At 71.6% G+C, this 21002-nt stretch carries 20 protein-coding genes; 1 reads left to right on the top strand and 19 read right to left on the bottom strand.

Annotated elements, in window-relative coordinates; genetic code table 11:
- Window positions 1-95: 95 nt before the first annotated feature.
- From der to aroH, 5 genes are all read right to left on the bottom strand, one after another.
- Entirely contained in the window at window positions 96-1565 is a 1470-nt protein-coding gene (der, locus tag ACFVQ0_RS31695; protein ID WP_390092637.1) for a ribosome biogenesis GTPase Der, read from the bottom strand.
- Between the two features lie 64 nt (window positions 1566-1629).
- Window positions 1630-2292: a lysophospholipid acyltransferase family protein gene (locus ACFVQ0_RS31690; protein WP_389214353.1), complete on the bottom strand. Its 663-nt coding sequence runs from the start codon at window positions 2290-2292 to the stop codon at window positions 1630-1632.
- Complete coding sequence (gene cmk, locus ACFVQ0_RS31685) at window positions 2289-3005, bottom strand: (d)CMP kinase (protein ID WP_390092636.1); 717 nt, start codon at window positions 3003-3005, stop codon at window positions 2289-2291. Before cmk ends, ACFVQ0_RS31690 begins: the two co-directional genes overlap by 4 nt.
- Before the next feature lie 196 nt (window positions 3006-3201).
- The gene (locus tag ACFVQ0_RS31680) at window positions 3202-4287 is read right to left on the bottom strand and encodes a prephenate dehydrogenase (RefSeq protein WP_390092635.1); all 1086 of its coding nucleotides are present in this window, start codon (window positions 4285-4287) and stop codon (window positions 3202-3204) included.
- Window positions 4284-4646, bottom strand: coding sequence for a chorismate mutase (gene aroH, locus ACFVQ0_RS31675; protein WP_390092634.1), 363 nt, complete (start codon window positions 4644-4646; stop codon window positions 4284-4286). Before aroH ends, ACFVQ0_RS31680 begins: the two co-directional genes overlap by 4 nt.
- Before the next feature lie 176 nt (window positions 4647-4822).
- Here aroH and ACFVQ0_RS31670 point away from each other — a divergent pair, with 176 nt between their 5' ends.
- Window positions 4823-5533 (top strand): DNA polymerase beta superfamily protein, encoded by a 711-nt coding sequence (locus tag ACFVQ0_RS31670; protein ID WP_390092633.1) that lies wholly within the window; start codon window positions 4823-4825, stop codon window positions 5531-5533.
- Here ACFVQ0_RS31670 and ACFVQ0_RS31665 read toward each other — a convergent pair.
- The 14 genes from ACFVQ0_RS31665 to ACFVQ0_RS31600 all read right to left on the bottom strand — a co-directional run bounded on the left by ACFVQ0_RS31665 (window position 5522) and on the right by ACFVQ0_RS31600 (window position 20897).
- Window positions 5522-6313, bottom strand: coding sequence for a DNA polymerase beta superfamily protein (locus tag ACFVQ0_RS31665; RefSeq protein WP_390092632.1), 792 nt, complete (start codon window positions 6311-6313; stop codon window positions 5522-5524). The genes ACFVQ0_RS31670 and ACFVQ0_RS31665 overlap by 12 nt on opposite strands.
- A 3-nt stretch (window positions 6314-6316) precedes the next feature.
- The gene (locus tag ACFVQ0_RS31660) at window positions 6317-7339 is read right to left on the bottom strand and encodes an ADP-ribosylglycohydrolase family protein (RefSeq protein WP_390092631.1); all 1023 of its coding nucleotides are present in this window, start codon (window positions 7337-7339) and stop codon (window positions 6317-6319) included.
- Window positions 7336-8070 carry an NUDIX domain-containing protein gene (locus tag ACFVQ0_RS31655; RefSeq protein ID WP_390092630.1) on the bottom strand — a complete coding sequence of 245 codons (735 nt, stop codon included), beginning with the start codon at window positions 8068-8070 and terminating at the stop codon, window positions 7336-7338. Before ACFVQ0_RS31655 ends, ACFVQ0_RS31660 begins: the two co-directional genes overlap by 4 nt.
- Entirely contained in the window at window positions 8067-9146 is a 1080-nt protein-coding gene (locus ACFVQ0_RS31650) for an AAA family ATPase (RefSeq protein ID WP_390092629.1), read from the bottom strand. The genes ACFVQ0_RS31655 and ACFVQ0_RS31650 overlap by 4 nt, the downstream gene beginning before the upstream one ends.
- Window positions 9143-9796 (bottom strand): nicotinamide riboside transporter PnuC, encoded by a 654-nt coding sequence (pnuC, locus tag ACFVQ0_RS31645; protein ID WP_390092628.1) that lies wholly within the window; start codon window positions 9794-9796, stop codon window positions 9143-9145. The genes ACFVQ0_RS31650 and pnuC overlap by 4 nt, the downstream gene beginning before the upstream one ends.
- Window positions 9797-9925: 129 nt before the next feature.
- Complete coding sequence (locus tag ACFVQ0_RS31640) at window positions 9926-11134, bottom strand: pseudouridine synthase (RefSeq protein WP_390092627.1); 1209 nt, start codon at window positions 11132-11134, stop codon at window positions 9926-9928.
- Window positions 11134-11781 (bottom strand): SMC-Scp complex subunit ScpB, encoded by a 648-nt coding sequence (scpB, locus tag ACFVQ0_RS31635; RefSeq protein WP_390092626.1) that lies wholly within the window; start codon window positions 11779-11781, stop codon window positions 11134-11136. Before scpB ends, ACFVQ0_RS31640 begins: the two co-directional genes overlap by 1 nt.
- Window positions 11778-12815 carry a segregation and condensation protein A gene (locus ACFVQ0_RS31630; protein WP_390092625.1) on the bottom strand — a complete coding sequence of 346 codons (1038 nt, stop codon included), beginning with the start codon at window positions 12813-12815 and terminating at the stop codon, window positions 11778-11780. Before ACFVQ0_RS31630 ends, scpB begins: the two co-directional genes overlap by 4 nt.
- 79 nt (window positions 12816-12894) lie before the next feature.
- Window positions 12895-13491: a hypothetical protein gene (locus tag ACFVQ0_RS31625; protein ID WP_390092754.1), complete on the bottom strand. Its 597-nt coding sequence runs from the start codon at window positions 13489-13491 to the stop codon at window positions 12895-12897.
- Entirely contained in the window at window positions 13488-14606 is a 1119-nt protein-coding gene (locus ACFVQ0_RS31620) for a ParA family protein (RefSeq protein WP_073739286.1), read from the bottom strand. Before ACFVQ0_RS31620 ends, ACFVQ0_RS31625 begins: the two co-directional genes overlap by 4 nt.
- Before the next feature lie 367 nt (window positions 14607-14973).
- Entirely contained in the window at window positions 14974-16089 is a 1116-nt protein-coding gene (gene ald, locus ACFVQ0_RS31615; RefSeq protein ID WP_390092753.1) for an alanine dehydrogenase, read from the bottom strand.
- Between the two features lie 144 nt (window positions 16090-16233).
- A complete protein-coding gene (locus ACFVQ0_RS31610) occupies window positions 16234-18297 on the bottom strand; it encodes a tetratricopeptide repeat protein (protein WP_390092624.1) in 2064 nt (687 codons plus the stop codon).
- A gap of 211 nt (window positions 18298-18508) precedes the next feature.
- Window positions 18509-19135, bottom strand: coding sequence for an NUDIX hydrolase (locus ACFVQ0_RS31605; RefSeq protein ID WP_311306515.1), 627 nt, complete (start codon window positions 19133-19135; stop codon window positions 18509-18511).
- A gap of 88 nt (window positions 19136-19223) precedes the next feature.
- On the bottom strand, window positions 19224-20897 hold the full coding sequence (locus ACFVQ0_RS31600; protein WP_390092623.1) for a CTP synthase: 1674 nt from the start codon (window positions 20895-20897) through the stop codon (window positions 19224-19226).
- Window positions 20898-21002 lie beyond the last annotated feature (105 nt).

Raw genomic sequence — 21002 nt, 5'->3', positions numbered from 1 at the left:
GACCGCTCGTTCTCCGAGTGGTCCGGGGCTCAGTCGTGTCCGGGGCTCAGTCGTGTCCGGGGCCCGACGGCGCGGCCGGGCCGCCCGCCCGTCGGCTACTTGTTGCGCCCGCGCTTCTCGCGGACCCGCACCGAGATGTGGATCGGGGTGCCCTCGAAGCCGAACTCCTCGCGCAGCCGGCGCTCGACGAAGCGCCGGTAGCCGTGCTCCAGGAAGCCGGAGGCGAAGAGCACGAAGCGCGGCGGCTTGGTGCCCGCCTGGGTGCCGAAGAGGATACGGGGCTGCTTGCCGCCGCGGATCGGGTGCGGGTGCGAGGCGACGATCTCGCCCAGGAACGCGTTCAGCCGGCCCGTCGGAACGCGGGTCTCCCAGCCGTCCAGCGCGGTCTCGATCGCCGGGACCAGCTTCTCCATGTGGCGGCCGGTGAGCGCGGAGACGTTGACCCGCGGGGCCCACGCGACCTGCGCGAGCTCCGTCTCGATCTCGCGCTCCAGGTAGTAGCGGCGCTCCTCGTCGAGGGTGTCCCACTTGTTGAAGGCCACGACGATCGCGCGCCCGGCCTCGACGGCCATGGTCACGATGCGCTGGTCCTGGACGCTGATCGACTCGCTGGAGTCGATCAGGATCACGGCGACCTCGGCCTTCTCCACGGCGGCGGCGGTACGCAGCGAGGCGTAGTAGTCCGCGCCCTCCTGGAGGTGGACCCGGCGCCGGATACCGGCCGTGTCGATGAACTTCCAGGTGATGCCGCCGAGCGTGATCAGCTCGTCGACCGGGTCACGGGTGGTGCCGGCCAGCTCGTTGACGACGACGCGGTCCTCGTTGGCCACCTTGTTCAGCAGCGAGGACTTGCCGACGTTGGGGCGGCCGATCAGCGCGATGCGGCGCGGTCCGCCGACCGCGTTGCCGAACGTCTGGGCCGGGGCCTCGGGGAGCGCGTCCAGGACCGCGTCCAGCATGTCGCCGGTGCCCCGGCCGTGCAGCGAGGAGACCGGGTGCGGCTGACCGAGGCCGAGCGACCAGAGCGCGGTGGCGTCCGCCTCGCCGCTCTGTCCGTCGACCTTGTTGGCGCAGAGCACGACGGGCTTCTTGGCCCGGCGCAGCAGCTTGACGACGGCCTCGTCGGTGTCGGTGGCGCCGACGGTGGAGTCGACCACGAAGACGACCGCGTCGGCCGTCTCGATGGCGTACTCGGCCTGGGCGGCGACGGAGGCGTCGAGCCCCAGCACGTCCTGCTCCCAGCCGCCGGTGTCGACGACCTTGAAGCGGCGGCCCGCCCATTCGGCCTCGTAGCTGACGCGGTCACGGGTGACGCCGGGCTTGTCCTGGACGACGGCCTCACGACGGCCGATGATCCGGTTCACCAGCGTCGACTTGCCGACGTTGGGGCGGCCGACGACGGCGAGCACCGGGAGCGGTCCGTGACCGGCCTCACCGATCGCGCCCTCGACGTCCTCGGGGTCGAACCCCTCCTGCGCGGCGAGCTCCATGAACTCCGCGTACTCGGCATCGCCAAGCGCTCCGTGCTCGTGGTCCGAGCCGCCGGAGTGAATCTGGTCGTTCATGAAGTCCGTTCCTCTTTGCATCATCATCGATGGACCACGCAGCACGCGGTCCACTACTCAAGTCTTACCCAGTGCGCCCGGTGAGGCGTCTGGCCTGCTCCAGGTGGCCGGTCAGCCGGCCCTGGATCCGCACCGTCGCCTCGTCCAGCGCCTTGCGGGTGCGCCGGCCGCTCTTGTCGCCCGCGTCAAACGCCTCGCCGAAGACGACATCGACGCGGCTGCGCAGCGGCGGCAGTGCCGATATCAACCGTCCGCGGCGCTCGGTGCTTCCCAGTACGGCCACGGGCACGATCGGCGCCCCGCTGCGTACCGCGAAGTACGCGAGCCCGGCGCGCAGCGAGGCGAAGTCTCCTTCGCCCCTGGTGCCCTCGGGGAAGATCCCGAGCACCCCGCCGTCCCCCAGCACGCCGAGGGCGTGGGTGATGGCGGTGCGGTCGGCGGTCGTACGGTCCACCTTGAGCTGACCGATTCCGCGCAGGAACGGGTCCAGGGGGCCGACGAACGCCTCTTTCTTGATCAGGAAGTGGACGGGCCTGGGCGCGGTGCCCATCAGCATCGGACCGTCGACGTTGTGCGAATGGTTCACCGCGAGTATGACGGGTCCGGAGGCGGGGACCCGCCACGCGCCGAGCACACGGGGCCTGAACAGCCCGTACATCAGCCCGATCCCGATGGAGCGCCCGACCGCCGCTCCGCGCAGCGTGGGCGCGCCCGCGGCTGGGCTCACTTCGCCGCCTGCTTCTCCCCGACGAGGGTGACGACGCACTCGATGACCTGCTTGAGGGTCAGCTCCGTGGTGTCCACCTCCACGGCGTCGGCCGCCTTGGCGAGCGGAGACGTCTTGCGTCCGGAGTCGGCGGCGTCCCGCTTGATCAGCGCCTCCTTGGTGGCGGCGAGATCGGAGCCCTGCACCTCTCCGCTGCGACGGGCGGCGCGCGCCTCCGGTGAAGCGGTCAGGAAGATCTTGATGTCGGCGTCGGGCAGCACGGTCGTGCCGATGTCCCGGCCCTCGACCACGATGCCCTTCTCCGCGCCCCGGGCGATGGTGCGCTGCAACTCGGTGATCAGGGTGCGCACCTCGGGGACGGCGCTGACGGCGCTGACCTTGGAGGTGACCTCCTGGGTGCGGATCGGGCCGGAGGCGTCCTCGCCGTCGACGGTGATCGTCGGGCCGGCGGGGTCGGTGCCGGAGACGATGACGGGCTTGGCGGCCGCGGTGGCCACCTCCAGCGCGTCGTGCACGTCGATGCCGTTGTTCAGCATCCACCAGGTGATCGCCCGGTACTGGGCACCGGTGTCCAGATAGCTCAGGCCGAGCTGGGCGGCGACGGCCTTGGACGTGCTGGACTTGCCGGTGCCGGAGGGCCCGTCGATGGCGACGATCACTGCGGCCGGGGCGGTCCGGGCGGCGGCGCTTACGGTTTCCACGGTGGTGGACACCTTCCTGGTACACGGGGTGGGCGGGACGGGACGCGCGAACCCGCCCCGCACAAGGTTACCGAGTGTCGGAGCGGGCCCGACCACCCCTGTGGACAACTGGCTCCCGGCCGGGTGCCCCAAGGGCCTGTCGTCGAACTGCCGTCGTCGCCCGAAGGGCCGCCGGGCGGCGACGGCAGTTCGACGACAGGCCCTCGGGCTACTGGCGGATCGACCAGCCGCGCTCGCGCAGTGCGGCGCTGAGGCCGGGGGCGGCGCTCGGTTCGACCATGAGCTGTACGAGGCCCGCCTGCTGGCCGGTGGCGTGCTCGATGCGTACGTCCTCGACGTTGACCCCGGCCCGGCCCGCGTCCGCGAAGATCCCGGCCAGCTCGCCGGGCCGGTCGCTGATCAGGACGGCCACGATCTCGTAGGAGGCGGGGGCCGCGCCGTGCTTGCCGGGCACCCTGACCCGGCCGGCGTTGCCCCGGCGCAGCACGTCCTGGATGCCCTCCGTGCCCGCGCGGCGCTTGTCCTCGTCGGCGGACTGCAGCCCGCGCAGCGCGGTGACGGTCTCCTCCAGGTCGGCGGCGACCCCGGCGAGGACGTCGGCGACCGGTCCGGGGTTGGCGGAGAGGATGTCCACCCACATCCGGGGGTCGGACGCGGCGATCCTGGTGACGTCCCGGATGCCCTGCCCGCACAGGCGTACCGCGGTCTCGTCGGCCTCCTCCAGCCGGGCGGCGACCATCGAGGAGATCAGCTGCGGGGTGTGGGAGACGAGCGCGACGGCCCGGTCGTGGGCGTCGGCGTCCATGACGACCGGCACGGCCCGGCAGAGCGCGACCAGCTCCAGGGCGAGGTTGAGGACCTCGGTGTCGGTGTCGCGGGTCGGCGTGAGCACCCAGGGGCGGCCCTCGAAGAGGTCCGCGGTACCGGCGAGCGGACCGGAGCGCTCCTTGCCGGCCATCGGGTGCGTGCCGATGTACGGGGCGAGATCGACGCCGAGCGCCTCCAGCTCGCGGCGCGGGCCGCCCTTGACGCTGGCCACGTCGAGGTAGCCGCGGGCGACGCCCTCGCGCATGGCGGTGGCGAGCACGGCCGCGGTGTGGGCCGGCGGTACGGCGACGATCGCCAGGTCGACCGGGCCGTCCGGCGCCTCGTCGGTGCCCGCGCCGAGCGCGGCCGCCGTCCGGGCCGACTCCGGGTCGTGGTCGACGAGGTGCACCGTGATGCCCCGGCCGGCGAGGGCGAGGGCCGCGGAGGTGCCGACGAGGCCTGTTCCGATGACGACGGCGTTTCTCACTGGGCGATGTCCTTGCGCAGGGCGGCGGTGGCGCCGAAATAGACGTGGGCGATCTCGGACTTGGGGAGATAGGTCTCGATGTGGACGAGGATCCGGACCACTCGGGGCATCGATCCCTCGATGTCCAGCTCCTGGGCGCAGATCAGCGGTACGTCGACGATACCGATCCCGCGCGCCGCGGCGGCCGGGAAGTCGCTGTGCAGGTCGGTGGTGGCCGTGAACCAGATGCTGATCAGGTCGTCCGGGACGAGGCTGTTGCGCTCCAGGACGGCTGTCAGGAGAGCGCCGACCTGCTCGCCCATGTGCCCGGCCTCGTCCCGCTCCAGCTGGACGGCTCCTCGGACCGCTCGTACCGCCACGTCGTGCTCCTTGCTTATCCGTACCGCTTCGTGCTGCTTGTGTTCGCCGCCTGTGTTCCGGCTGTTTCAGCGTAGAGGGGTGGCGGGGTCCCGCGCCGGTCCGCCCTGTCCGTGAGACGCGTCGGTGGCGCCGAATTCCCCGGCGGCGGCGCCGGGCTCTCGCGTACCCTCCCGGCATGATCACTCCGTCCGGCGAGGCGCTGGTGCGCGACCACACCGTCTACTCCTGTGTGATGGGCTCGCGCGCCTTCGGGCTGGCCACGGACGGCAGCGACACCGACCTGCGGGGGGTCTACCTCGCACCGACCCCGTTGTTCTGGCGGTTCGACAAGCCGCCGGCCCATGTCGAGGGACCGGCCGACGAACAGTTCTCCTGGGAGCTGGAACGCTTCTGCGAACTGGCGCTGCGGGCCAACCCCAATGTGCTGGAGTGCCTGCACTCGCCGCTGGTGGAGCGGACCGACGCGACCGGCCGCGAGCTCCTCTCGCTGCGCGGCGCGTTCCTGTCCCGGCAGGCCCACGGAACCTTCGTCCGCTACGCGCTGGGCCAGCGCAAGAAGCTGGAGGCGGACGTACGCCTGCACGGGGCGCCGCGCTGGAAGCACGCCATGCATCTGCTGCGGCTGCTGACGAGCGGCCGTGACCTGCTGCGTACGGGCGAGCTCACGATCGAGGTGGGCGCGGCCCGCGAGGGACTGCTCGCCGTCAAGCGGGGCGAGGTGCCCTGGCCGGAGGTGGAGCGGCGCATGGCGCGGCTGGCCGAGGAGAACGACGCGGCGGCCACCGCCTCCCCGCTGCCGGCCGAGCCGGACCGGGCGCGGATCGAGGACTTCCTGATCCGCGCCCGGCGGGCGTCGGCACTGGCCTGGGAGGGTTCAGCCGGCTGACGCCGTGTCGAGCCGCGCCCGCACCACCAGCTCGTGCAGCGCGTCGAACCCGCCTGGCGCGTCCGGAAGGGCCGTGCCCTCCTGCGCCGCGTCGAGCACCTGGTGCAGCGACTCGACGTCCCGCGCCGCCTCCGCCCGGTCCACGCCCTCCGCTCCCCCGTGCTCGGCCTCGGCCTTGGCCGCGATCAGGCCGGGCAGGGCGGCCGGCGCGGCCACCCGGTCCAGCAGCGTAGGCAAATGGGCCAGCACCTCACCGCTGCGCATCAGATGGATGCCGGTGAGCAGCGCCCGGAAGGTGTAGAGCAGCGGTTTGAGCTCACTGGTTCTCTCGAAGAGCCGCCACTGGGTGTTGGCGAATCCCCGGTAGTGGTGCGCGTGGTTACGGGTGAGAACTGCCGGGGCGAGAGCCACCAGCTCCGCGTGGGCCGCGCTGGTGTGCACGACCAGCGGGGAGAGCAGCTGCTCCAGAACGTAACCGTTCGGCTTCAGCATCAGCCGGACGAATTTGCGCAGGTCATGGGTGACCAGATCCATCTCCACGCCGTCCTGGTCCCACATCCGCGATCGGGTCTCCTCGGGCTCGCGCAGGCCGAGGAGATCGGCCGCGGGCAGGAGGTGGACCCCCCGCAGGTCCACATCCGAGTCCTTGGAGGGAAACCCGTACAGATGCGCCCCGGAGACCGTGGCGAACAGCAGCGGGTTGCGTTCCCCGGCGACGACCGGGCCGAGGTCTGTGACCGGCAGCCCGGCTTCCTTGAGACACATCATGTCCGTACGCATGGCTCAAGAGTCCCAGAGCGCCCCCAGGGACAGCAGGTCGCTCCGGTACTCGATCCGCTCCGACCACTCCTTGGGCCAGGCACTGGAGCCCAGGTGCGCCCCGGCGAGCGCGCCGGTCAGGCAGCCGAGCGAGTCCGAGTCGCCCCGGGTGCAGGCGGCCCGGCGCAGGGCGGTGACCGGTTCGCCGGGGAAGAGCAGGAAGCAGTGCAGGGCCGTGGCCAGGGCTTCCTCGGCGATCCAGCCGTCGCCGGTCGCCTCGCAGGGGTCGGTCTCCGGGGACGGGTCGCGCAGCGCGTCCTGGACGCGCTCCAGTGCGGTGAGGCACTCCTCCCAGCCCCGCTGGATGTAGAGCTCGGGCGAGGAGTCCCCGGCGTAGCGCCAGAGGTCCCCGAGCCAGCGGGTGAGGTAGGTGCCGCTGTTCTCGTACGCGTAGCTGCGCAGCTGTCCGATCAGCCCCACCGGGTCCGCGCCCTGCGCCAGCAGGTACACCGCGCGGGCCATCAGGTCGGAGGCGGCGAGCGCGGTGGGGTGTCCGTGGGTGAGGGCCGCCTGCAACTGGGCGGCACCGGCGCGCTGTTCGTCGCTGAGTCCGGGTACGAGTCCGATGGGGGCGACCCGCATGTTGGCGCCGCAGCCCTTGGAGCCGGTCTGGCTGGCCTCCTGCCAGACACGTTCGCTGTCGAGCATCCGGCAGGCGGTCATGCAGGTGCGGCCGGGGGCGCGGTTGTTGTCGGGCGAGTGGTACCAGTCGACGAACTCGTCGCGCACCGGCCGCGCGAGGCGCAGCGGGGTGAGCAGTCCGCGGTCCATGGCGGTACGGATGCCGCGGCCGAGGGCGAGGGTCATCTGGGTGTCGTCGCTGACGACCGCGGGGTTCGGCAGCCGCATCTGGCGCCACGGCCCGCACTTGGCGAGGATCGAGGGGACGTTGTTGAACTCGGTCGGGAAGCCCAGCGCGTCGCCGAGCGCGAGCCCGGTCAGCGCGCCGGTGGCGGCCTGTTTGGTGATGATCCTGGTCACGATCACGTGCTTCTTCCTTCCGGTCGCAGCAGTGGGGGGTGCAGGGCGGTCGCGGCGCCCGCCCGGTAGAGGGCGGCCGGCTTTCCCCGTCCGCCGGTTCGGCGCGGTGACCCCTGTGCCGCCTGGACGAAGCCGGGCGTGGTGAGGACCTTGCGCCTGAAGTTGGGCCGGTCCAGCTCGACGCCCCAGACCGTCTCGTACACCTGCTGGAGCTCTCCCAGGGTGAATTCGGGCGGGCAGAACGCGGTGGCCAGGCAGGTGTATTCGAGTTTGGCGCCGATCCTGATCTGTGCGTCGGCGAGGATGCGGTCGTGGTCGAAGGCGAGCGCGCCGAGCTGTCCGGCGTCCCACCATCCGGCGCTGGCCGCGTCGCCGCCGCCGCGTGGTTCGGGCAGATCGGGTACGAGCGCGGCGTAGGCGACGGAGACCACGCGCATCCTCGGATCGCGGTCCGGGTCGCTGTACGTCGCGAGCTGTTCCAGGTGGAGGGCCGAGACGGTGTCGTCGCTCAGCCCGGTCTCCTCCGCCAGCTCCCGGCGGGCCGCGTCCTCGGCGGACTCGCGGGGCAGGACGAAGCCGCCGGGCAGCGCCCACCGGCCCTTGTACGGGTCCTCGCCCCGCTCGACGAGCAGGACGTGCAGCCGGGTCTCGCGGACCGTGAAGACGGCCAGGTCGACGGTGACGGCGAACGGTTCGAAGGCGTGCGGGTCGTAGCCCTCGGGTGCGGCGTTGCTCATCGCCGCTCCGGAAGGGGGTCGGCGAAGTGCCAGCCCCTGGCCAGCAGGGCGTCGACCGCCTCGACGGCTGTGGCCAGGCGCTGCTGGCGGCTTCCGGATACTTCGATGAAGTTCCTTCCTGTCCGGATGAGTTCGGATCGGAAACGGTCGGTCATCCAGGGCCGCAGCTCCTCGCCGTCGCGCAGCCCGTCGTCCTCGAAGGCGACGCCCTCGTGGTCGGTCAGCAGCCACAGGTGATGGGCTGCCCGGTCGGCCGTGCGCTCGACGAGCGGGTTGCGGCCGCCGACGTACCGCTCGTGCCAGACCGTGGTGGCGAAGGAGTCGGTGTCGCAGACGAGCACCGGCGATCCGGTGCGGGCGGCCGCCTCCTCGCGGGCGTTCTGGGCCTCGGCTATCAGCGGGAAGTCGTCGGTCGTGAAGGTGACGTCCTCCCACTGGGCGCGGGGCCGGCGGGCGCGCAGCTCGGCCAGCTTCTGTTCGCTGAACTCGCGCCCGTACTCGGCGACGTATCCGGTGAGCGCCCAGACGCCGCCGCGCCTGCGGTACTGGGCGGCCAGCGCGCGGGCGAGGGTGGTGGTGCCGGTGGACTCGGCACCCAGGACGACGACCCGGCGGGCCAGCGCGGCCCGGACCGGCGGTTCGAGGAAGTCCCAGTAGCCCGCCGGGTCCGCGCGCACGGCGGTGCCGGAGACCGGGAAGACCGTGCGGTCCGGGTCGACGGCGACGGGTTCCGCGCCGAAGCGGCGGGCGAGCTCGTCCCCGTACGACTCCGAGGTGAAGACGGCGTCCACCCGCTCGGGCACGGCCGCGGTGAAGACCGCCATGTGGGCGTCCCAGACCGCCGGGTCGTGGAGATCCATCCGGGTGTCGTCGACGGCGCCGACCACCGTCACCTCCGGGTGCACCTCGCGCATCCAGGCGACCCGGTCCGCGAGCGGGACGGATTCCACCGAGGCGGCGCAGACCAGCACGGTCACCCGCTCGCAGCGGTCCTGCGCGGTGCGGACGAGATGGTGGTGACCGGCGTGCGGCGGGTAGAACTTGCCGAGCACCAGGCCGTGCGCGAAGCGTTTCATGCCGGGGCCTCCGTGAACTCCCGCTGCCGGACGGTGAGACCGCGCCGCCAGTTGCGCAGGCCGAACAGGCACAGCGTCAGGAAACCGACGTACAGCAGCGAGGTGAGGTAGAGCTCCTTGTACGCGTAGAGCGGGATGTACACCACGTCGGCGGCGATCCACAGCCACCACGACTCGACGAGCTTCCGGCACTGCCCGTACGTCGCCGCCAGCGACAGCGCCGTCGTCAGGGCGTCCCAGAAGGGCACCGTGGAGTCGGTGGCCCGGTCCAGCAGGACGGTCAGCGCGAGGGTCCCCACCACCCCCGCCGCGAGTAGCAGGCCCCATTCGGCGCGGGTGGTGTTCCGCACCGGCAGGCTGTCCGGCCCTGATCCACCCCCGTGGGTCCAGGTCCACCAGCCGTACGCGGCAAGGGCGATGAAGACGAACTGGAGCCCGGCGTCGGCGTACAGGCCGGACTGGGCGAACAGCAGGACGAAGAAGACGTTGTTGGCGATGCCGACCGGCCAGTTGGCGAGGTGCTGGCGGGCCACGAGCCAGACGCACAGCGCCCCGCTGCCGAAGCCCAGCACCTCGGTCCAGCTGACCGGGGTGCCCAGGACCGTCACCAGGGGCTGCCGCAGGGGGTCGAGGACGTCCGCGAGACTCACACCCATCTCCTTAATAGTCATTCTGACTATAAAGGTCGAACGCAGGTAGCAAAAGACCCGCGGCCGGTTCCTGTCCGAAATTCGGAATCCGGGAACCGGCCGCGGGCCTTGCGCGGTGGGGGCCGAGGTCTACAGACCGACCTCGCGCATCAGCATGCCCACTTCGGTGTTGGTGAGCCGGCGCAGCCAGCCTGACTTCTGGTCGCCCAGCGGGATCGGGCCGAACGACGTCCGCACGAGCCGCTCGACCGGGAAGCCGGCCTCGGCCAGCATCCGGCGGACGATGTGCTTGCGGCCCTCGTGGAGGGTCACCTCGACCAGGTAGTTCTTGCCGGTGTTCTCGACGACGCGGAAGTGGTCGGCGCGGGCGTACCCGTCCTCCAGCTGGATGCCGTCCTTGAGCCGCTTGCCCAGGTCGCGCGGGAGCGGGCCCTGGATGGCGGCCAGGTAGGTCTTCTTCACGCCGTACTTGGGGTGGGTGAGACGGTGGGCCAGCTCGCCGTGGTTGGTGAGCATGATGATGCCCTCGGTCTCGGTGTCCAGCCGGCCGACGTGGAAGAGCCGCGTCTCACGGTTGGTGACGTAGTCGCCGAGGCACTGGCGGCCGTCCGGGTCCTCCATGGAGGAGACGACACCGGCCGGCTTGTTCAGCGCGAAGAACAGGTGCGACTGGGTGGCGACCGTCAGGCCGTCGACCTTGATCTCGTCCTTGTGCACGTCGACGCGCATGCCCTGCTCGACGACGATCTCGCCGTTCACCTCGACGCGGGACTGCTCGATCAGCTCCTCGCAGGCCCGGCGTGAGCCCATGCCGGCCCTGGCGAGGATCTTCTGCAGCCGCTCGCCCTCCTGCTCGGCGCCCGGGTGGGTCTTGGGCGTCGAGATCGCGGGCTTGTTGGCGTACCGGTCGCGGTTGCGCTGCTCGATCTTGGCGTCGAGCTCGCGCGGGCGGGCGGGGGCGCCGTACGGGGCGCGCCTGCCGGTGCTCTTCGAGCCGCCGGAAGCCGCCTTCGGACCGCCCTTGGCGCCACCGCGGGCCGAGGCGCCGCGGCCCTTGCGGGTGCCGCCGTCGCCGCCCGGCTTGTCGTTGCCCACGTCGTAGCGGCGCTCCTCGGGGCGGGGCCGGCGGGGGCGCTGCTCCTGCTTGTCGTCGCGCTCGGAGCCGGAGACCCGGGGGCTGGGGTTGCTGTTCCGGCCGGTGCCCATGTTGTTCCTGGCGCCGGGCCGGCCCGCGCCGCCGCTCCGGGAGCCGCCGCCGCTCCGGCCCGCGCCTCCGCCGGCGCCGCCGCTCCTGCCGCCGCCGCTGCCGCTTCCGCTGTTCCTGCCACTGCTTCGCATCAAAATTCCGTCTTGTCGTCTGCGTGAGTATCCGGGGTGTCCGGTGCGTCCGGATCGAACGACGGCACACCCTCTAGCGTCTCAGCCTCGATCGCGTCCGCCTCCGGTAGGAAGGGCGCGAGCTCCGGGAGCTCGTCCAGGCCACGCAGGCCCATTCGCTCCAGAAAGTAGTTCGTCGTCCTGTACAGGATCGCACCTGTTTCGGGTTCCGCGCCCGCTTCCTCGACCAGGCCCCTCTGGAGCAGGGTCCGCATGACCCCGTCACAGTTCACGCCGCGCACCGCGGAGACCCTGGAACGGCTCACCGGCTGCCGGTACGCGACGACCGCCAGGGTCTCCAGCGCCGCCTGGGTGAGACGGGCGTGCTGGCCGTCCAGGACGAAGCCCTCGACCGCCGCCGCGTACTCCGGGCGGGTATAGAAGCGCCAGCCTCCCGCGACCAGTCTCAGATCGAAGCCGCGGCGCTGCGCGGTGTACTCGTCGGCCAGCTCCCGCAGCGCGTCCGCGACGGCCCGCCGGGGCCGCTCCAGCACCTTGGCCAGGTGCTCCACCGTGGCGGGCTCGTCGACGACCATCAGCACGGCCTCCAGGGCGGGCTTGAGACCGAGGCCCGCGACGGCCGATCCGGTGACGTCCTGCTCACTCATGCCTTCACGTCCTGCCGCTCGTCCCGCATGTCCGGTGCCTCCTGGTCGAACTCGTCCGTGACGACCGGCTCCGCCCCGTGCTCCCCGGCCCAGCGCACCATCAGCTCCCCCAGCGCCTCGTCCTGGTCCAGGGCGACGGCCTTCTCCCGGTAGAGCTCCAGCAGCGCCAGGAACCGGGCGACGACGGTGAGGGTGTCCGGGGCGTCCCCGGCCAGCTCCCGGAAGCTCATCTCCCCCGCCTCCCGGAGCCGGGCCATCACGATCCCGGCCTGCTCCCGCACGCTGACCAGCGGGGCGTGGATGTGGTCGACGTAGACCTGGGGCCGGGGCCTGGGCTGCATCGCCTTCACGGCCAGCTTCGCGAAGCCCTCCGCCCCGATGCTGATCACCACGTCGGGCAGCAGCTCGGCGTGGTGCGGTTCCAGCCCGACGGTACGGGGGAAGCGGCGGCCCTCCGATTCGAGCCGCTCGCTGAAGATCTCCGCGATGCGCTTGTACGCGCGGTACTGGAGCAGCCTCGCGAAGAGCAGGTCCCTGGCTTCCAGCAGCGCGAGGTCCCCTTCGTCCTCCACCTCCGCGGTGGGCAGCAGCCGGGCCGCCTTGAGGTCCAGGAGGGTCGCGGCGACGACGAGGAACTCGGTGGTCTGGTCCAGGTCCCAGTCAGGACCCATGGCCCGGATATGGGCCATGAACTCGTCGGTGACCTTGGACAGGGCGACCTCTGTCACATCCAGCTTGTGCTTGGAGATGAGCTGGAGCAGCAGATCGAACGGCCCCTCGAAGTTCGCCAGCCGCACGGTGAACCGACCGTCGTCGGCCTCCGGGACGGGCCCGGGACCGGCCTCCGGGACGGGCGCTTCCGCGAGCACCGGATCGGGGTCCGGTACAGACTCCGGTACGGGTTCCGGTACGGGGACGGGCGCGGGCACCGGATCGGGTTCGGGCACCGGCACCGGCACCGGCACGGGCCCGCCGCCCGGCCCGCGGCCCAGTGGGCGGCGGGAGGTGCGGGCGGGCTCGTCGGGTGAGGGCATCGGGATCCAGGGTGCGGCGGGACACGGGGAGGGCGGACGGCGGCCCGCCCTCCGGGGCAGGCTACCGGCGCCGGGCCCGTCAGCGGCCGCGCAGCCGCCGTACGAGGATGCTCGCGTCGCCCCGGGACTCCAGGTCGGCCAGGACGACGGCGACCGCCTCACGGACGATCCTGCCCCGGTCGATGGCGAGCCCGTGCTCGCCGCGCAGCACCAGCCGCGCGTGTTCGAGGTCCATCAGCTCCTCGGCGGAGACGTAGACCGTGATCTTCTCGTCGTGGCGCTCCCGGCCGCTGGGCCGCCGGTTCGCGCCGCGCCCGCCACCGCGTCTGCGCTGCTGCTGGACCACGGGCGCCGGAACCGGCTCCTGCGAGGACGGCGGCTGCTGACGGCGTCCGGCCTGTGCGGCCACCGCCATCCGGTCGTTCTCGCCGCTACGGCTGCGCGAATCGCCCGCGTCGGCCCTGGCCGCCGAGTGCTCCTCCTGGCCGGAGGGGGCGGCCGGGGCCTCTGAGCCCGTCGCCGGGGCATCGGCCCCGGAGTCGCTCTCGCCGCCGGCCGGTGCGGGCACCCGGGGGGCCTCGCCGTTCGCCTTGCGCCGTCGTTCCGCGGGGGACGAGGACTGCAGCCCCATCCCCCCGGTGGTACGGAACAGTTCGTCGGCCCCCGGCAGACTCACTCGGCGTGACACCGGGCGAGCACCTCCCTGGCGAGCTGGCGATAGGCGGCGGCACCGACCGAGTTGGAGGCGTACGTGGTGATGGGCTCGCCGGCGACCGTGGTCTCCGGGAAGCGGACCGTGCGCCCGATGACCGTGTGGTAGACGTGATCGTCGAAGGCCTCGACGACGCGCGCGAGGACCTCGCGGCTGTGCACCGTACGGGAGTCGTACATGGTGGCGAGGATGCCGTCGAGCTCCAGTTCCGGGTTGAGCCGCTCCTGGACCTTCTCGATGGTCTCGGTGAGCAGGGCCACACCTCGAAGTGCGAAGAACTCGCATTCGAGCGGCACTATCACCTTGTGCGCGGCGGTCAGGGCGTTCACGGTGAGCAGGCCGAGCGAGGGCTGGCAGTCGATCACGATGTAGTCGTAGTCGGCCATCAGCGGCTTCAGGGCGCGCTGCAGGGTGGATTCCCGGGCCACTTCGCTGACCAGCTGGACCTCGGCGGCCGACAGGTCGATGTTGCTCGGCAGCAGGTCCATGTTGGGCACGGCGGTCTTCAGGAGGACCTCGTCGGCCGCCATGCCCCGCTCCATGAGCAGGTTGTACACGGTGAGGTCGAGCTCCATCGGGTTCACGCCGAGACCGACCGACAGGGCTCCCTGCGGGTCGAAGTCGACGAGCAGGACCCGCCGCCCGTACTCCGCGAGCGCGGCACCCAGGTTGATGGTCGACGTGGTCTTGCCGACGCCGCCCTTCTGGTTGCACATCGCGATGATCTTGGCGGGGCCGTGATCGGTCAGCGGGCCCGGGATCGGGAAGTACGGCAGGGGCCGGCCGGTGGGGCCGACCCGCTCGCGGCGCTGCCGGGCGGCGTCGGGCGCGAGAGTGGCCGCGTACTCCGGATCGGGCTCGTACTCGGCGTCGGGGTCGTAGAAGCGCCCCTGGGGCGCCTCGTCGAAGTCGGCGAAGTGGGCGGTGTCCCGGCCACTCTCGTTGCCGGCCATGGCGTTCACGTGTAGGCCGTCCATCATCTGGGGGGCTGTCGTCATGTGCTGGTGGGTGGCGAAGGTGCGGACAGCGACGGAGCCGACAGCCTCCAGCCCGTTCGGGCCCTGGCCCCGTGCAGGCATCCCTGGTTGAACACCCCCGGGAGTAAATGTCGACTCATTCACAAGTCGTCTTACCTCCTTGGACGTGACCAGGAAACTTATCGATAGGTCAGCGTGGCACCATGCCGACGATTGGCGACTCTATGGCGTGTCACCGGTTCGCAGCAACACAATCCGCCGGACCCGGCCCGATGTGTCGGCAATCGAACACCCCGCTGTCAAGGGCGCGCAGCCCTCCGGGCGTACTTTTCGCGGGTGCACGAATCGGTTAAAGGGTTACGTTCGAGGCGAGTTGCGCGGGGTCCGGCAGGGGCCCGGCATGCGTCCGGCCGGACCTTGCTCGGCAAGGTCCGGCCGGGTGCGCGAGGTTGACGGGAGGGGTTGACCGTCAGCCGAGAAGCGTGCTCAGTTCGACGTGGTCGAGGCCGTGCGCCTCCGCCACCTCACGGTAAACGACCTGCCCGTCATGGGTGTTGAGCCCCTTGGCGAGTGCGGCGTCACGGCGCAGCGCCTCGGCCCAGCCCCGGTTCGCGAGCTCCACGATGTAGGGCAGCGTCGCGTTGGTGAGGGCGTAGGTGGAGGTGTTCGGCACCGCGCCGGGCATGTTGGCGACGCAGTAGAAGACCGAGTCGTGAACCATGAAGGTCGGCTCGGCGTGCGTCGTCGGGTGGGAGTCCTCGAAGCAGCCACCCTGATCAATTGCAATGTCGACAAGTACACTTCCGGGCTTCATCTTGGCGACGAGCTCGTTGGTGACCAGCTTCGGGGCCTTGGCGCCGGGGATGAGTACGGCGCCGACGACCAGGTCCGCCTCGACGACGGCCTTCTCCAGCTCGAAGGCGTTGGAGACGACCGTCTGCACCTTGGTGCCGAAGATCCGGTCGGCCTCGCGGAGCTTGTTGATGTCCTTGTCGAGCAGCGTGACGTGGAAGCCGAGGCCGACGGCGATCTGGGTGGCGTTCCAGCCGGAGACGCCGCCGCCGATGATGACGGCCCGCCCGGCCGCCGTACCCGGGACGCCGCCGGGCAGCACACCGCGGCCGCCGACCGAGCGCATCAGGTGGTACGCGCCGACCTGCGGGGCCAGCCGGCCCGCGACCTCGGACATCGGGGCGAGCAGCGGCAGCGCGCGGTTCGCGGTCTCGACCGTCTCGTAGGCGATGGCGGTGGTGCCGGACTCCAGCAGCGCGTCCGTGCAGGCGCGGGAGGCGGCGAGGTGGAGGTAGGTGAAGAGGGTCTGGCCCTTGCGGAGGCGGTGGTACTCCTCCGCGACCGGCTCCTTGACCTTCAGCAGCAGGTCGGCGGTGGCCCAGACCTCGTCGGCGGTGGGCAGTATCCGCGCCCCGGCCGCGACGTACTCCTCGTCCGTGATGGACGAGCCGGCGCCGGCGCTCTGCTCGACGACGACCTGGTGGCCGTGGCGGACGAGCTCGTGCACACCGGCAGGCGTGATCGCCACGCGGAACTCGTTGTTCTTGACTTCGCGGGGGATGCCGACCTTCACGTCGATCACGGTCCTTGACTCAGAGGGGTCACCCAGGCATAGCCATACATACCCGGATAGACGCAGCATAAATGGAGACACCGCGAACACCCGCGGCAGAGCCAGTCTAATGAAGGGCTTCCCGCTGTCTAGCCTTACAAAGCATTAATTTTCCGTCGCCGCACTACGGATTTCGTAGGCTGCGCTCTCCTCACCCAGCAATCTGTCGGCTGTACCCCGGTGCAGACCCGCGGCCGCGGGGTCACCGAGCCGGTCCAGCGTGTCGGCCAGCCGCAGCTCAAGGGCGGCCTGCAGCCGTACGTCCTTGGCCTGCCGGGCCCACTGGACGGCCTCCCGGCAGGTCTGCAGCGACTCCTGCGGACGGCCCGCGTACTCCTGGACCCTGGCGACCTCGCTGAGCGCCCGCGCCTGGGCGGGCAGGTCACCGAGCCTGCGGTAGCCGGCCGCCGCGGCCCGCCAGTTCCGCAGCGCCTCGCCGTACCGCCCGGCGTAGGTGTGGACCGTGCCCAGGCGGCCGTACAGCCGTGCCTCGTCGGCCTTCTCGCCCTGGGTGAGCCGCTGCGCGAGCGCCCGGCCGTACCAGTCGGAGGCCCGGTGGTAGTCGCCCAGCTCCGCATAGGCGCCGCCCACGGATTCCATCGCGCGCCCGGTGGCGTACGGGTCCTTCGCGGCCCGTCCGGCGTCCAGCGCGGCCCGGTAGCGGGCCAGCGCCTCCCGGGTCCGGCCGGTCCCGGCGTCCAGGTCCGCGAGGTTGAGCAGGGCGGCCGCCCGCTCGCGCGGCAGCTCGCGGCGCTCCGCGACGGCCAGTACCAGACCGTGCAGTCCGTACAGCTCGGGCGCGGCCGCCTCCGTGCCCTCGTGCACCGCGAGCGCCCGCACCAAGGCGGCCACCAACCGCCTTGCCAGCGTGTCGAGTTCGCCGTCCTGCACGGCGATCCGGGCGGAGGCGAGCAGGGCGGGGCGGCGGATCCGCAGCCATTCGGCGGCGGCCTCCGGGCCGGGGAAGCGCAGGGAGCGCGGCAGCCCGGCGAGTCTGCGCCGGGCCGGTGAGCCCTCGGGTTCGGTGACCGCGCGGCAGGACTGGAGCAGGCGCACGGTCCGCTCCAGCATCCTCGCCCGCGCGAGCTGGATCTCGGCCGGCCGGTCCCGGTCCTCCAGCAGCGCCCGCAGCAGCGGGGCCAGGCAGCCGGGCACCTCGTACTGCGGCCGGCCCGCCTCGTCGCTCCGCAGCACGCCGAGGCGCACGAAGTCGTCGAGCGTGGTCTGGGCGGCCGAGACGGAGCAGCCGGCCAGCGCCGACGCGGTGTGGGCGTCGGCGAGTCCGGCGGGGGCCAGCGAGAGCAGTCGCAGTATCCGGGCGGCGGTCGGCGGAGCCGAGTCGTGGATCAGCCGGAAGGCGCGGGCCAGCGGGCGGGCGCCGATGGACTGTTCCGCGTCGTCCGGGAGTTCCCGCAGCTGCTTGGTGACGTCGGCCACCGACGCCGTCGGGTGCGCGGCCAGCCAGCCGCCGACCATGACCAGTGCGGCGGGCTGGCCGCCGCACTCCTCGGCCAGCGTCTCCGCGGTCCGGGGGTCGACGGTGATGCGGACCTGCCCGATGGTGTGGGCCAGCAGCTGGACGGCGGGGCCCGTCTCCAGTCCGCCGACGGTGCAGGGCCGGACGCCGGGGATGCCGGTCAGCGGGCCCTGCGCGGTGGCCACGACCAGGCAGTCCGGGTTGTCCGGGAGCAGCGGGTCGACCTGTTCCGCGTCCGGCGCGTCGTCGATCAGCAGCAGGGCCCGGCGCACGGCGAGGGCCTCGCGGACCATCTCGGAGAGCTCGTCCTCGTCGGCGCCGGGCGGTCCCGCCACGCCGAGCTGGCCGAGGACGTCCCGGGCGGCGCGTTCGGTGGGGACGGGGGCGCCGCCGGGTTCGGTGAGCCGGACGCGGAGCAGGCCGTCGGGATAGTCGCCGGTGCCGAGCAGTCGCCGGGTGAGCTCGGCGGCCAGCGCGGTGCGGCCGGAGCCGGGGCGTCCGGCGATCAGCAGGACCCTGGCCCGGCCGCTCTTGCGGCCGGCCATGGTGTCCAGTCCGGCCCGTTCGATGTCGGCCCGGAGTTCCTTCAACTCGCGCTCGCGCCCGAAGAATTGGGATGGCTCGACGGTGGCCGGCTCCTCGGTCCCCGCTGCCTCGGCCGGGTCGCTGGTGTCCACCGCCTGATCCGTCACGGGCCACGCTCCACTTCGCTGCACGCGTCGCCCGCCGGGACTCCGGTCAGGGCATTCCGAGCGTAGTTCAGGCGGGTGGACGAATCCGGTGGAGCGCGGCGGTCGGGTCCCCCGATCGGATCAGCGTTTTTTCCGACTGGGGGACATTCCGGTTACCCGACGGTCCCGACGGCCTCGAAACCCCGTCGGTCCCGTCGGTCCCGTCGGTCCGTCAGGCCTCGAACGGCCGGGCGGGCCAGGGCGCCTCCGCGGGCCGCAGCGATTCGACCCCGTCGCCCGCGAGCACCGCGGCGAGCGAGAGCACCCCCACGACCAGGCAGCTGTTGTGCAGGTCCCCGGCGATCACACCGCGTACGAGGTCCTGGAGCGGCACCCGGGCCAGCTCCATGTCGGCCTCCTCCTCCGCGACCTCGAAACGCTCGCCGTCCGCCTCCGAGATGTCGCGGGCGAGGAAGATCCGTACGGCTTCGTCGCAGCCGCCGGGCGTGGTGTAGACGTCGGTCAGCACCCGCCAGTCCTCGGCCTTGACGTAGGCCTCCTCGTACAGCTCGCGCTGCGCGGCGTGCAGCGGGTTCTCACCGGGGACGTCGAGCAGTCCGGCCGGGATCTCCCACAGCCTGTGGCGCACCGGGTGGCGGTACTGGCGCAGCACCAGGACGCGGCCCTCGCCGTCGAGCGCGAGCACGGCGACCGAACCCGGGTGGACCTGGTAGTCGCGGCCGTGGACGGATCCGTCGGGCATCACCACCTGGTCGGTGCGGACGCTGGTCTTGTTGCCCCGGAACGGAGTCTCGGTCGCGGTGACCGGCCATTCCTCGGGCGTGTCCTGGAAACCCATCTACGTCCTCCCACAAAAAACAGTGACCGGGGTACGTGTCCTCGAAGGACGCGTACCCCGGTCAACCGTAACGCCTGCGGGGGTGCCGTTACTTGCTCGGCGTGGCTTCCGGCTTGCCGCCCGTCCTGCGCGCGACGGCCGCCTTCACCAGGCCCGCGAACAGGGGGTGCGGGCGGGTCGGGCGGGAGCGGAGCTCCGGGTGCGCCTGGGTGGCGACCAGGTAGGGGTGGACCTCGCGCGGGTACTCGACGTACTCGACGAGCTTGTTGTCCGGGGAGGTGCCCGAGAAGACCAGACCGGCCTTCTTCTCCAGCTCGGCGCGGTAGGTGTTGTTGACCTCGTAGCGGTGGCGGTGGCGCTCCTCCACGTACGGCTGGCCGTCGTAGGCCTCACGGACCAGCGAACCCTCGGCGAGCTTCGCCGGGTAGAGGCCGAGCCGCATGGTGCCTCCGAGGTCGCCCGCGCCCTCGACGAACGCGAGCTGCTCCTCCATCGTCGAGATGACGGGGTGGGCGGTGGCGGCGTCGAACTCGGTGGAGTTGGCGTCGGGGATCTCCGCGAGGTTGCGCGCGGCCTCGATCACGATGCACTGGAGACCGAGGCAGAGGCCGAGCAGCGGCACCTTGTTCTCACGGGCGTACTGGATGGCGCCGACCTTGCCGATCACACCGCGCTCGCCGAAGCCGCCGGGGATGCAGATGGCGTCGACGTCACCGAGCTGCTTCTTGGCGCCCGCCGGGGTCTTGCAGTCGTCGGAGGCGACCCACTTGACCTTGACGCGGGCCTTGTTGGCGAAGCCGCCGGCCCGGATGGCCTCGGTGACCGAGAGGTAGGCGTCGGGCAGGTCGATGTACTTGCCGACCAGGGCGACGGTGACCTCGTGGTCGGGGTTGTGGACGCGGTCCAGCAGATCCCCCCAGGTCGTCCAGTCGACGTCCCGGAAGGGCAGGTCGAGCTTGCGCACGACGTAGGCGTCCAGGCCCTCGGAGTGCAGCACCTTGGGGATGTCGTAGATCGACTTGGCGTCCGGGCAGGCCACCACGGCGGACTCGTCGACGTCGCACATCAGCGAGATCTTGCGCTTGATCGCGGTCGGCACCTCGCGGTCGGCCCGCAGCACGATCGCGTCCGGCTGGATACCGATGTTGCGCAGCGCCGCCACCGAGTGCTGGGTCGGCTTGGTCTTCAGCTCGCCGGACGGGCCGATGTAGGGCAGCAGCGAGATGTGGACGACGAAGACGTTGTCCCGGCCCACCTCGTGGCGGACCTGGCGGACGGTCTCCAGGAACGGCAGCGACTCGATGTCGCCGACCGTGCCGCCGACCTCGGTGATGACGACGTCCACGTCGTCGGTGGCCATCCGGCGGATGCGGTGCTTGATCTCGTTGGTGATGTGCGGGATGACCTGCACGGTGTCACCGAGGTATTCGCCTCGCCGCTCCTTGGCGATGACCTGCGAGTACACCTGGCCTGTAGTGACGTTGGCGGAGCCGTCCAAGTCGACGTCGAGGAAGCGCTCGTAGTGTCCGATGTCCAGGTCGGTCTCGGCGCCGTCGTTGGTGACGAACACCTCACCGTGCTGGAAGGGGTTCATCGTGCCCGGGTCGACGTTCAGGTACGGGTCGAGCTTCTGCATGGTGACCCGAAGGCCGCGCGCCTTGAGCAGGGCACCGAGGCTGGAGGCAGTCAGACCCTTGCCGAGGGAAGAGGCGACACCCCCGGTGACGAAGATGTGCTTGGTCGTCGTGGATGTGGGCTGCATAGCCAAAGGGGGCTCCCGTGGTCGCGATCGTGAGGTGCGTACCGGCTTTGCCGTCCGGAGATTCCGGAGGCGCCGTCGCTGCGGTTCGGGGGCCTCGTCTGCTGT

It is taken from the genome of Streptomyces sp. NPDC057900 (assembly GCF_042887885.1).
Classification (GTDB): Bacteria; Actinomycetota; Actinomycetes; order Streptomycetales; family Streptomycetaceae; genus Streptomyces.
Note: the sequence above shows the minus strand (reverse complement) of the source record. Positions and strands in the feature narration are given on the sequence as shown.

What these genes read in the sequence shown, in the direction of transcription:
- der (WP_390092637.1), bottom strand. Translation starts at nt 1,565, where the DNA reads ATGAACGACCAGATTCACTCCGGCGGCTCGGACCACGAGCACGGAGCG.
- ACFVQ0_RS31670 (WP_390092633.1), top strand. Translation starts at nt 4,823, where the DNA reads ATGATCACTCCGTCCGGCGAGGCGCTGGTGCGCGACCACACCGTCTAC.
- ACFVQ0_RS31665 (WP_390092632.1), bottom strand. Translation starts at nt 6,313, where the DNA reads ATGCGTACGGACATGATGTGTCTCAAGGAAGCCGGGCTGCCGGTCACA.
- ACFVQ0_RS31655 (WP_390092630.1), bottom strand. Translation starts at nt 8,070, where the DNA reads ATGAGCAACGCCGCACCCGAGGGCTACGACCCGCACGCCTTCGAACCG.
- ACFVQ0_RS31650 (WP_390092629.1), bottom strand. Translation starts at nt 9,146, where the DNA reads ATGAAACGCTTCGCGCACGGCCTGGTGCTCGGCAAGTTCTACCCGCCG.
- ACFVQ0_RS31640 (WP_390092627.1), bottom strand. Translation starts at nt 11,134, where the DNA reads ATGCGAAGCAGTGGCAGGAACAGCGGAAGCGGCAGCGGCGGCGGCAGG.
- scpB (WP_390092626.1), bottom strand. Translation starts at nt 11,781, where the DNA reads ATGAGTGAGCAGGACGTCACCGGATCGGCCGTCGCGGGCCTCGGTCTC.
- ACFVQ0_RS31630 (WP_390092625.1), bottom strand. Translation starts at nt 12,815, where the DNA reads ATGCCCTCACCCGACGAGCCCGCCCGCACCTCCCGCCGCCCACTGGGC.
- ACFVQ0_RS31620 (WP_073739286.1), bottom strand. Translation starts at nt 14,606, where the DNA reads ATGCCTGCACGGGGCCAGGGCCCGAACGGGCTGGAGGCTGTCGGCTCC.
- ACFVQ0_RS31605 (WP_311306515.1), bottom strand. Translation starts at nt 19,135, where the DNA reads ATGGGTTTCCAGGACACGCCCGAGGAATGGCCGGTCACCGCGACCGAG.
- ACFVQ0_RS31600 (WP_390092623.1), bottom strand. Translation starts at nt 20,897, where the DNA reads ATGCAGCCCACATCCACGACGACCAAGCACATCTTCGTCACCGGGGGT.